Source organism: uncultured Rothia sp. (assembly GCF_916715725.1).
Classification (GTDB): Bacteria; Actinomycetota; Actinomycetes; order Actinomycetales; family Micrococcaceae; genus Rothia.
The window spans coordinates 105,166-115,960 of the sequence record NZ_CAKAPD010000007.1 but is presented as its reverse complement, the minus strand read 5'-3'; the positions used below and the strand labels follow the sequence as shown (position 1 = coordinate 115,960).

At 58.2% G+C, this 10,795-nt stretch carries 9 protein-coding genes; 3 read left to right on the top strand and 6 right to left on the bottom strand.

The window, feature by feature from the left end:
- Nucleotides 1-112: 112 nt before the first annotated feature.
- From QZ822_RS05795 to glmS, 3 genes are all read right to left on the bottom strand, one after another.
- Nucleotides 113-1,699, bottom strand: a complete 1,587-nt coding sequence (locus tag QZ822_RS05795) for a bifunctional ADP-dependent NAD(P)H-hydrate dehydratase/NAD(P)H-hydrate epimerase (protein ID WP_294643239.1) — start codon at nucleotides 1,697-1,699, stop codon at nucleotides 113-115.
- 69 nt (nucleotides 1,700-1,768) lie between these two features.
- Nucleotides 1,769-2,215, bottom strand: a complete 447-nt coding sequence (locus tag QZ822_RS05790; RefSeq protein ID WP_294643236.1) for a holo-ACP synthase — start codon at nucleotides 2,213-2,215, stop codon at nucleotides 1,769-1,771.
- Between the two features lie 268 nt (nucleotides 2,216-2,483).
- On the bottom strand, nucleotides 2,484-4,367 hold the full coding sequence (gene glmS, locus QZ822_RS05785; protein ID WP_294643234.1) for a glutamine--fructose-6-phosphate transaminase (isomerizing): 1,884 nt from the start codon (nucleotides 4,365-4,367) through the stop codon (nucleotides 2,484-2,486).
- 184 nt (nucleotides 4,368-4,551) lie between these two features.
- Between glmS and coaA the strand changes: the two genes are divergently transcribed.
- The 3 genes from coaA to mscL all read left to right on the top strand — a co-directional run bounded on the left by coaA (nucleotide 4,552) and on the right by mscL (nucleotide 7,268).
- Nucleotides 4,552-5,508, top strand: a complete 957-nt coding sequence (gene coaA, locus QZ822_RS05780) for a type I pantothenate kinase (protein ID WP_005505041.1) — start codon at nucleotides 4,552-4,554, stop codon at nucleotides 5,506-5,508.
- A gap of 220 nt (nucleotides 5,509-5,728) precedes the next feature.
- Nucleotides 5,729-6,601, top strand: coding sequence for a M15 family metallopeptidase (locus QZ822_RS05775; protein ID WP_294643232.1), 873 nt, complete (start codon nucleotides 5,729-5,731; stop codon nucleotides 6,599-6,601).
- A 292-nt stretch (nucleotides 6,602-6,893) separates the two neighbouring features.
- A complete protein-coding gene (gene mscL / locus QZ822_RS05770) occupies nucleotides 6,894-7,268 on the top strand; it encodes a large conductance mechanosensitive channel protein MscL (RefSeq protein WP_044142316.1) in 375 nt (124 codons plus the stop codon).
- A gap of 174 nt (nucleotides 7,269-7,442) precedes the next feature.
- Here mscL and glmM read toward each other — a convergent pair whose 3' ends face one another.
- The 3 genes from glmM to rpsI all read right to left on the bottom strand — a co-directional run bounded on the left by glmM (nucleotide 7,443) and on the right by rpsI (nucleotide 10,780).
- A complete protein-coding gene (gene glmM, locus QZ822_RS05765) occupies nucleotides 7,443-8,801 on the bottom strand; it encodes a phosphoglucosamine mutase (protein WP_294643230.1) in 1,359 nt (452 codons plus the stop codon).
- A 242-nt stretch (nucleotides 8,802-9,043) separates the two neighbouring features.
- Nucleotides 9,044-10,108, bottom strand: a complete 1,065-nt coding sequence (gene ppk2, locus QZ822_RS05760) for a polyphosphate kinase 2 (RefSeq protein WP_294643228.1) — start codon at nucleotides 10,106-10,108, stop codon at nucleotides 9,044-9,046.
- Between the two features lie 180 nt (nucleotides 10,109-10,288).
- Nucleotides 10,289-10,780 carry a 30S ribosomal protein S9 gene (gene rpsI, locus QZ822_RS05755; protein ID WP_005505036.1) on the bottom strand — a complete coding sequence of 164 codons (492 nt, stop codon included), beginning with the start codon at nucleotides 10,778-10,780 and terminating at the stop codon, nucleotides 10,289-10,291.
- Nucleotides 10,781-10,795 lie beyond the last annotated feature (15 nt).

Below are 10,795 nucleotides of genomic sequence, written 5' to 3'. Positions count from 1 at the left end.
CCATCGGAAATGGATTCACGCCCCTTCTGCATACCCAGGGTGTCTGGGGGCTTTTCTCTTCGTCTTGAGACGAGTGTCAGAGCTTCAGTGTGCTAGCTTTGTTCCCGCTCCCCTATTCTGCGATGAGTCGGGCGATAACTTCGGGGAGCATCTCCGCGACGCGGGTTGCGGGTGCCGGGCCGGGCCGGGCGTCCTTGACGCTTCCGGTGGCGCTGGCGCGTGCGGCTTCGCCGTGCAGGTAGACGGCGAGCGCACCGATGGAGGCGAAGGTGCAGCCTTCCAGCGCTTCTCCGCGAGCATCGAAGGCTGCTACGGTCTGGGCGAGCAGTGCTCCGTAGATGCCGGTGAGGGTGTCTCCGCTGCCTGCGGTGGCGAGCCAGGGGGTTCCGCCGGCGACGCTGTAGGTGGCGCCGTTGGGTGCTGCAATGAGCGTGTATCCGCCCTTGAGCATGACGGTTGCTCCGGAGAGTTCGGAGGCGGCACGCACCCAGCGGAAGGGTTCAGCTTCGATGTCGCGGCGGCTGGGCACGATGGCATCTCCCAGGTGAGCTTCCCACTCGCTGGGGGCAACCTCGTGCACGATGCGCAGGAAACGTTCGAGTTCGCCAGCGTGCGGGGTCAGGATCTTGTGGGGGCCGAGGCGCTTACCGGTGGCAAGGTATTCGGCGGCGAGGTCGCAGGCGCCCGCGTCGAGGATGGCGGGTTCGGGCGAGTGGAGCAGGTAGCGGTTCTTATCCAGCGAGTCGTGGCTGGATCCTGAGCCGCCTGCCCAGACGGTGACCCTCTGCAGGGCGGGTGCGCCGCTGAAGTAGACGGTTTCGGGGTTGTGGGCGATCATGAGCTGGCGCAGCTCGTGGGAGTTGGCGTTGAAGCGAACCATACCCACGCCGGTGTTGAGAGCGGCACGCACGCTCATGAGGGCTGCGCCGGGGTATTCGAGGCTTCCGGTGAGCATGCCGAGTACGCCGCGGGTGTACTTGTGGGAGTGTTCGTCGGGTACTTCGATAAGCTCGCGGTAGTCTTCGCGCTCGAGGACGCGCAGGGCAGGCTTGTGGGAGTTGAGGGCTTCGGGAACGCCCAGGTCGTAGAGTTTGATGTCTCCGGAGTGGACGCTGTGGCAGGTGCCTGCCGGTAGCTTGTGGCCGATGAAGGTGACGGTGCGATCGGCGCGCAGGGAGGGTTCGTGCACGGTTCCGCGGTTGTTGTCGACTCCGGAGGGGGTGTCTACGGCAAGGACTGCGCCGAGCTTACCGTCGAGCTGCGCTGCACGGAGTACGCCCAGGTATTCGCCGGCGCTACCGCGTACGGCACCGCTGGAGCCGGTACCGAGGATGCCGTCAAGTACGAGGTCGTAGCTCTTCAGGTGTTCCTGTGCTTTGGCAGGGTCGAGCACGCGGGTGCCTTCGCCACCTTCGCGGGCGATGAGTTCGAGGTTCTTTTCACTGGGGTCGAAGATGACGGCGTCAACGCGGTGGCCCTTGACGCTAAGACGGGCGCCGGCGTAGATGGTGTCTGCGCCGTTGTTGCCCGGACCGATGAGCAACAGGATTTTGGCGTTGTCCTTGCCGCGGAGCAGGTCCTGTGCTTCGGCTGCGACGGCGTCTGCGGCGCGTTGCATGAGGTAGCCGTCGTAGTCGGCGGCTTCGATGTAGGGCTTTTCTGCTTCGCGTACCTGGGAAGCAGTGTAGATGAGCTTCATTGCTGTCTCCTTGGGTGGCACCGTGCGGGCCTTAGGGGTTCCCTTGTGGGGTGTTGGTGTGGCTCTGCGTTAGTCGTCGGTGTCGTCGGCATTTTCACCGGCGATGACGCTGAGTCGGTAGCTTTCGGGGTTGAACTTTTGCAGGTGCGCCAGTTCTGCATCGCTGAGGTATTCGGCGGTTGCAATGGCGATGGCCATGGGTTCGTCGTGGGTCAGCGAGAGGTGAATGCGGTTGATGCCAAGTTCTTTGGCTCGGCGGGCGATGGTGCCCTGAATGATGAGGTAGGGCTGACCGCTTTCGGCGGTGGCGACTTCGCAGTCTTGCCAGTTGAGTCCGGCGGGTGCTCCGAGTACTTTTGCGACGGCTTCTTTGGCAGCAAATCGTACGGCTTGGGAGCGCACGTTCCGGGTGCGTTCGTTGGGGGTAAAGACGCGGCGAACGAAGGCTGGTGTTTCGGTGACGATTCGTTCGAATCGTTCGATGTTGACGGTATCTACGCCGATTCCCATGATCATGAGCTTCACCTTCTGCGCTAGGGGTGGTGCCGCGTCCTGTTTGCGGTTTCTCTTGTTTTAAGTCTAGCGAGATTCGTTTCTTTTGGGCGGTTTACCGTCAAATATGACGCCCGGTTGATGCCTGTTTCACAGTGTCCTATTTTTGTTGGACCATCCATGAATAACCGAGTGGTTAAACGACAAGGGCGGTGGTCGAGTTCTCTAAGAACTCAACCACCGCCCTTTCGTTATCGCTGAGGCGATTTCCGAGGAGGTTACTTCAGAAGGATTACTCCACGGTCACGGACTTTGCGAGGTTACGCGGCTGGTCAACGTCCAGGCCCTTAGCTTCTGCCAGTGCGCATGCGAAGATCTGCAGGGGTACGGTCGCCAGCAGAGGCTGCAGCAGCGAGGGGCATGCCGGGACGGTGATGAGGCGGTCTGCGTAGGGCTTGACTGCCTCGTCGCCTTCCTCGGCGATGACGATGGTGAAGGCGCCGCGTGCGCGCACTTCCTGGATGTTGGAGACGACCTTGCCGTGCAGGGAGTCGCGACCGTTTGCGGAGGGAACCACTACGATGACCGGCTGGCCTTCATCGATCAGTGCGATGGGGCCGTGCTTGAGCTCGCCTGCTGCGAAGCCTTCAGCGTGGATGTAGGTGATTTCCTTGAGCTTGAGCGCGCCTTCCATTGCGACGGGGAAGCCCACGTGGCGGCCGAGGAAGATCACGGAGGATGCATCCTTCATTTCGACGCCCAGTTCCTTGACCTGGGTGTCGTTGTCGATGACCTTCTGAATCTTTGCGGGCATGTTCTGCAGCTCGGCGAGGATCGAAGCGATTTCGTCCTTGTACTTGTTGCCGCGCAGCTGTGCCAGGTACAGGCCGAGCAGGTATGCTGCGGTGATCTGTGCCAGGAATGCCTTGGTGGATGCCACTGCGATTTCGGGGCCTGCGTGGGTGTACAGCGCAGCGTCGGATTCGCGGGGCAGGGTCGAGCCGTGGGTGTTGCAGATGGAGATAACCTTTGCGCCCTGTTCGCGTGCGTGACGCACAGCCATCAGGGTGTCCATGGTTTCACCGGACTGCGAGAGCGCCACGATGAGGGTCTTCTCGTTCACGATGGGGTCGCGGTAGCGGAACTCGTGTGCGAGCTCAACCTCGGTGGGGATGCGGCACCAGTGCTCGATGGCGTAGCGTGCCACCTGGCCTGCGTATGCTGCGGTACCACATGCGACGACGATGATCTTGTCAATCGAGCGAAGCACCGAGTCGTCGATGTTCAGCTCGTCGAGGGTCAGGTTGCCGTTCTCGTCGAGGCGGCCCATGAGGGTCTGCTCAACAGCTGCGGGCTGCTCGTGGATTTCCTTCTCCATGAAGGAGTTGTAGCCGCCCTTTTCGGCTGCTGCTGCGTCCCACTCGATGTGGAAAGGCTTGCCCTCTGCGGGGTTGCCTTCGAAGTCGATGATGGAGTAGTCGGTGCCGGTGATGGTCACGATCTGGTCCTGACCCATTTCAACGGCTTCCTTGGTGTAATCAATGAACGCGGAAACGTCAGAGCCGAGGAAGTTCTCGTTTTCGCCCAGGCCGATGACCAGCGGGGAGTTGCGGCGGGTTGCCACAACGCGGTCCGGGTGGTCGGCGTGGATTGCCAGGATGGTGAATGCACCTTCGAGGCGGTTGGATGCTACGCGTACTGCCTCGGTGAGGTCACCGGTGCCGAGCTTGTTGTAGATGCTTGCGATGGTTGCTGCAGCTACCTCGGTGTCGGTCTGAGATGCGAACTCTACGCCTTCGGCGAGCAGTTCAGCACGCAGTTCTGCGAAGTTTTCAATAATACCGTTGTGTACGACGGCGAGGCGGCCGTTGTCGACAACGTGGGGGTGAGCGTTGTTGTCAGTGGGTCCACCGTGGGTTGCCCAACGGGTGTGACCGATACCAATCTGGGAGTCCGGCAGGGGGTGTTCCTTGACCTCGTTCTCAAGGTTCAGGAGCTTGCCTGCCTTCTTACGGAATACGATGCCGTCGGGGCTTACAACTGCCACGCCAGCAGAGTCATAGCCGCGGTATTCCTGGCGGCGCAGACCTTCGAGGACCACATCGTACGCGTTGTGATCAAACTTGTTACCGTCCGGAGCAGTGTCCAGACCTACATATCCTACGATTCCACACATGCTATAAGTTTATCCCACAAGTATCCGAATATGCGCACGGTGAAATACCGTTATGCATCACGTTTAATGTGGCTTTCCTAGCTTTTTCGGGTTTTGCCCTTTTCTTTCCATAAATTTATTTCTTCGGACAAACCGTGAGGATAGGTATTTTCCCCGCGGACTGAAAGTTCGTACACTTAGATAAATGAGCACCGCACCGTATTTTTCTGGCGATGACCGTTTCATGCATCTTGACCGTTCCCGTTGGTCGCACCTAGCCGATGAGATTTCTGTCCCCCTCAGCGCTGAGGAGATTGAGTCTCTTCGAGGTCTGGGTGAAACTGTCGACCTTGAGGAGGTGCAGCGTATTTATCTACCTGTTTCTCGTCTTCTGAATCTGTATGTGACGGCTGCGTCTTCGCTGAACCATATGACGAATGATTTTCTGCATGTGTCTCAGCGGCGCGTGCCGTTCATTATTGGTGTGGCGGGTTCTGTTGCGGTGGGTAAGTCGACGACGGCTCGTATTTTGCAGGCTCTTTTGAGTCGTTGGCCTTCTACTCCGAAGGTTCAGCTGGTGACTACGGATGGTTTTCTATACCCGAATGCTGAGCTTCAGCGTCGCGGCATTATGCACCGTAAGGGTTTTCCTGAGTCGTATGATCGCCGTGCTCTGTTGAATTTTGTGTCTCAGGTGAAGTCTGGTGCTGAGCGTGTGGTGGCGCCTAAGTATTCGCACCTGTATTACGACATCATGCCGGATGAGCATATTGAGGTCACGGCACCGGATGTTCTGATTCTTGAGGGTTTGAATGTTTTGGCGCCTTCTCAGGCTGAGGGTCCGGAGACTTCCGATCTGACACTGAGTGATTTCTTTGATTTCTCTATTTATGTGGATGCCCGCACTGAGGATATTGAGCGCTGGTATGTAAATCGTTTCTTGACGCTGCGTTCCTCGGCTTTTGCTAATCCGGAGTCCTATTTCAAGCGTTATGCGGAGCTGAGCGATGAGCAGGCGGTTGAGGTTGCGACCGGCATTTGGAAGAGCGTGAATGAGCCGAACCTGGTGCAGAATGTTTTGCCGACTCGTGCTCGTGCGCATTTGATTCTGCAGAAGGGTGCCGAGCATACCGTGGAGCAGGTTCTTCTGCGTAAGAATTAGAGGCTTTTTGGGCTTTTAGTGTTCGTGTGCGACTTTTAGCCACTCGTGTCACGCATTTGTGGTGCATTCTAGAAGAAGGCGCCGGAGGCTCCACTCCCTCGCGGGGTGGGTTTAGGCTTCCGGCGCTTTTTGTATGCACCGTTACGCAGCACGATTAGGAGTTATTGTGAATTCCCCGCACCGCACATCCGATTCTCAGGCCTCTTGTGAAAATTCTGTGGTGAACCGCCGCACTCTTTTGGGCGCCGCTTTGGGCGTTGGCGGTACCGCTTTTTTGGCGGCCTGTGGTTCGCAGGGTCAGGGTGCTTCTTCTTCGCCGTCAGCTTCTTCTGCATCTTCTGCAGCTTCTTCCTCAGCTGCCTCCTCGCCCTCGGCGGCAAGCGCTTCGGCTTCTGGTATCCCTTCTCCCACCAGTGTTGCCTCTTCGACTGTTCCCTCCCCCACCGCTTCTGCGAGCGCTTCGGCGTCTGCTAGCGCCTCGGGGTCGGCAACGCTTGCTCCCGCTCAGCCGAGTGTTGAGGCTCAGCCGGACTCGCTGCGTTGTCTTGTGAATAAGATGCGTCCCTTTGCGCAGCTGGATTGGGAGCCGAGTGATCTGGTGGAGTTCTACGGTCATCAATTGCGCGCTGAGGCGGCAAAGGCGGCGGATTCGATGATTGATGCGGCGGCGACCGACGGCGTGACTCTGCTTGTGTCTAGCGCGTATCGTTCGTATGCGGTGCAGCAGCAGACCTATCAGTATTGGGTTTCGGTGAACGGTCAGCAGGTGGCGGACCAACTGTCGGCTCGTCCCGGCTATTCGGAACATCAGACAGGTTTGGCGATTGATTTCGCTTCTCCTGAGGGGTGCCGCCTGGAGGAGTGTTACCGCGATACGCTGGCTGGCCAGTGGTTGGCGAAGAATGCTCCGCGTTACGGATATATTTTGCGTTTCCCTGATGGCCGTCAGTCAGTGACTGGCTATCGTTTTGAGCCATGGCATTACCGTTATGTGGGTGTGCAGATTGCTCAGGAGTATGTGTCTTCGGGTGCGAAGACTTTTGAGGAGTTTATCGGTACGGGTGCGGCGCCCGATTATGCAAGTGCGAACTAGGCTCTGGGCTAAGCTTTCGGCTTTGCCAGGTGCGCCGAGTGGTGATGTGTATCGTCTTTCTAGATTCTGTGCCGGAAATAAATAGGCACAGTAGATGCATATTTTTTTGCGTACGCACCTTGTAAATCCGCGGTTTTTCGTAGGTTTCAGAGATTTTTACTCACCTTTATGTGACCTAGACCTTAAGTATTGGGTGCCACAGAACCACTGTGAAGAAAAACACATGCTTTACAACGAAAATTTTCTCAGAATATGGCATTTTCTGAGCTGAAAAGGCGCTATTCTATATCTCATGCTTAAGGGTTTTAAAGATTTTCTGATCCGCGGTAACGTCATCGACCTCGCAGTTGGTCTGATCATGGGTACCGCCTTCACCGCTGTGGTGAACGCACTCGTCCAGTCCGTCCTGATGCCCGCCATCTCGATGCTGGTGAAGTCCCCCAACTTCGACGAGTTCCTGGTCTTTGACCAGATCAAGGTTGGCGTGTTCCTGACCGCTGTTGTTAACTTCATCCTAATCGCAGCTGCTGTGTACTTCGCAGTTGTTCTGCCCGTTCAGAAACTGACCGAGCTGGCAGCAAAGAACAAGGCTGAGGAAGAGGAAGAAGAGGAAGAGACCGAGATTGCACTCCTCAAGGAGATCCGCGACGCTCTGGCAAAGAAGTAATTTCTCTGCTCTCTAACACTAACTTTCGAACCCCCGTATCCCCTGTGGATACGGGGGTTTTCCGTATCCTCATCCCCCTCCCCCGCCCAAGATAACGAAGAAGGGCTGGGCAGGTGTTACCTTCCCAACCCTTTCTCTATCCTCCACTGCGGTCTTCGCACCGGAAGAATACGTTTAGAGTGCCAGTTCCTTAGCCACAACGTCAGCCAGCTGCTGAGCAACTTCGTCAGCCTGCTCCTGGGTTGCAGCCTCAACCATCACGCGCACCAGAGGCTCGGTGCCGGATGCACGCAGCAGCACGCGGCCGCTCTCACCCAGTACGCCTTCAGCCTCGCTCACAGCGGTAGCGAGCGCCTCGTTGGTCTTGACCGCCGCACGGTCAACGCCCTTGACATTGATCAGGCGCTGCGGGGTGGGCTGCATGCGGGATGCCAGCTCGGAGAGAGTCTGACCGCTACGAGCCACCTCTGCGGCCAGCTGGATGCCGGTCAGCACGCCGTCACCGGTGGTTGCGTAGTCGCTCATGATGACGTGGCCGGACTGCTCGCCGCCGAGGTTGTAGCCGTGCTCGCGCATGGACTCGAGGACGTAGCGGTCGCCAACAGCGGTACGGCCGAGGGTAATGCCGTGCTCACGCAGGTACAGTTCCAGGCCCAGGCTGCTCATCACGGTTGCGACGAGGGTGTCCTTTGCGAGCTTGCCTTCGCGTTTAGCGGCAACAGCCAGGATAGCCATAATCTGGTCGCCGTCTACCAGGTTGCCCTTCTCGTCAACTGCCTGGCAGCGGTCAGAGTCGCCGTCGTGTGCGATACCGAGGTCTGCACCGTGCTCAACCACTGCTGCCTGCAGCTTCTCGGGGTGGGTGGAGCCCACGCCGTCGTTGATGTTGGTGCCGTTGGGCTCCACAGCCAGTGCGATGACCTCTGCGCCCAGCGCCTCGAAAGCTGCCGGGGACGCCGCGTATGCTGCACCGTTTGCGCAGTCCAGAACAATCTTCTTGCCAGCGAGGGGCTTACCCTCGGGCAGGGTGGAGACCAGGTGCTTCACGTAAGCCTCGGTACCGTTTTCCAGGGGCTTGACGGTACCTACAGCACCACCAGTCGGGTAGCGGAAGGACTTCTCGCGGTAGACGCGCTCAATAGCGTCCTCAACGGAGTCTTCCAGCTTCTGACCACCACGTGCCAGGAACTTAATACCGTTGTCCGCTGCGGGGTTGTGCGATGCAGAAATCATCACGCCGAAGTCAGCTCCGGTGTGAGCCACCAGGTACGCTGCTGCGGGGGTGGGGACGATACCTGCGTCCAGCACGTCAACGCCTGAGCTAGCGAAGCCAGCCTTCATCGCAGAGACAATAAAGTCTGCAGAGGATCGGGAGTCATTTGCGATCACGGCACGGGGGCGTACGCCCTCTTCTACCGTGTCAAAGCCCAGAACAATAGAAGCCGCCTGCGCGAGCTCCATAGCCAGGGCGGGAGTAATTACATCGTTTGCCAGACCGCGTACGCCGTCGGTTCCAAAAAGTCGTTCAGTCACCCTTTTATTTTACGATGCGCATAACTCTCCTCAGGCGTATACACTGCATTTTCTTCAGAATCAGAAAGTGATTTTCAGCGGCTACATATGTGCTTCATAGCTAATGTTTCTGTAGACGCGTAAAGGCGCCTGCTCTCCGTTCCCAGAGCGGGAAAAGAGAAGCAGGCGCCTTTATAGTGCACGCTGTTTGGCGGTTATATCGCCACAGGGTTGAGTTGTTGCTCGCCCCTACCTATCAACGCTTACTTAACGACCGGGAAACCGTCGGGAGAGTCGCCGGACTCGTCCTCGAAGACGTCAGATGCGGAGCGAACAATCAGCGAATCGAGCTCGCCGACAACTGCCTCATCCTTGGAGGGGTAGTCGAACTGGGAGAGCACGTAACGCATTGCTTCCAGGCGTGCGCGCTTCTTGTCGTTGGACTTGATAACGGTCCAGGGGGCGTCACCGGTGTGGGTATAGAAGAACATTGCTTCCTTCGCCGCGGTGTAGTCGTCCCACTTGTCCAGGGATGCCAGGTCGGTGGGGGAAAGCTTCCACTGGCGGACCGGGTCGGTACGGCGGGAGGTGAAGCGTGCGAGCTGCTCTTCGCGGGTGACGGAGAACCAGAACTTGATGATGTGGATACCGGAGTTCACCAGCATGCGCTCCAGGTCCGGAACTTCGCGCATGAACTCGAAGTACTGTGCCTGGGTGCAGTAGCCCATAACGCGCTCAACACCGGCACGGTTGTACCAGGAACGGTCCATCAGGACGATTTCGCCGCCGGAGGGCAGGTGCTTGATGTAGCGCTGGAAGTACCACTGGGTCTGCTCGATATCGGTCGGCTTCTCCAGTGCCACAACGCGAGCGCCACGGGGGTTCAGGTGCTCGGTGAAGCGCTTAATGGAGCCACCCTTACCTGCTGCGTCACGACCCTCGAAGATGATGAGGATCTTCTGACCGGTGGACTTAGCCCAGAGCTGCAACTTCAGCAGCTCGATCTGCAGGGCGCGCTTTTCCTTCTCGTATGCCTTGCGGCTGAGCTTGGTGTCGTAGGGGTAACCCTTCTTCCATGCCTGCGAGGTTTCGTCGTCCTTCTTACCGCCGAGGGCACGGGTAAGGGAAGCCATTTCGTCCAGCTCTGCCGAGTAGTCTTCAACGACGGAGGTGCGGCGTGCCTGGGGCTTCAGGGCTTCCTTAATGGCTTGTTTCTTCTCAAAACCGGTGTGTGCGTGTGCGCCTTCAGCGGTGTGCTGGTGGGCTTCAGTCTGAGGAGCCTCCACAGCCTTCTCTTCGGGCTGGGTGGAGGGATTCTGCTCTGCCATGAGTACTCTTTTCTTCCTGTCTGCTTTGACTCTTTAACTCTACCGGTGTGCTCTTCGATGAACAAACGTAACAGTTACATGCACCCTATAACCTTGTAACGCTCACGGTGAGTAGATACGCAAAACGCCCCGATTCTCCCGAGGGAGAAGCGGGGCGTAACGCTTCGTGAAAACCAGCGATTAACGCTTGGAGAACTGCGAAGCCTTGCGTGCCTTCTTAAGACCAGCCTTCTTACGCTCGATGACGCGTGCGTCACGGGTCAGGTAGCCAGCCTTCTTCAGTGCGGGGCGGTTGTTCTCGCGGTCGATCTCGTTCAGTGCACGAGCGATACCCAGGCGCAGAGCACCTGCCTGACCGGAGGGGCCACCACCGTTGATGCGTGCGATGACGTCGTATGCACCCTCAAGCTCGAGGAGCTTGAAGGGCTGGTTGACGTCCTGCTGGTGCAGCTTGTTGGGGAAGTAGTCTTCCAGGCTACGGCCGTTGATGGTCCAGTTGCCGGAACCGGGCACAACGCGAACGCGTGCCACTGCTTCCTTGCGGCGACCAACTGCTGCGCCTGCAACGGTCAGTGCCGGACGTGCTGCCTTAGCCGCTGCGGGGGCAGCGGACTCCGAGGTGTAGCTGGTCAGCTCTTCCTCGACTACGATCTGCTCTTCGTTCTGAGCCACGATTTCTCCTATTGT

Excerpts from the sequence above, each read along its gene's own strand:
- coaA (WP_005505041.1), top strand. The coding sequence starts at position 4,552 with ATGAGCACCGCACCGTATTTTTCTGGCGATGACCGTTTCATGCATCTT.
- QZ822_RS05795 (WP_294643239.1), bottom strand. The coding sequence starts at position 1,699 with ATGAAGCTCATCTACACTGCTTCCCAGGTACGCGAAGCAGAAAAGCCC.
- mscL (WP_044142316.1), top strand. The coding sequence starts at position 6,894 with ATGCTTAAGGGTTTTAAAGATTTTCTGATCCGCGGTAACGTCATCGAC.
- glmS (WP_294643234.1), bottom strand. The coding sequence starts at position 4,367 with ATGTGTGGAATCGTAGGATATGTAGGTCTGGACACTGCTCCGGACGGT.
- QZ822_RS05790 (WP_294643236.1), bottom strand. The coding sequence starts at position 2,215 with ATGATCATGGGAATCGGCGTAGATACCGTCAACATCGAACGATTCGAA.
- ppk2 (WP_294643228.1), bottom strand. The coding sequence starts at position 10,108 with ATGGCAGAGCAGAATCCCTCCACCCAGCCCGAAGAGAAGGCTGTGGAG.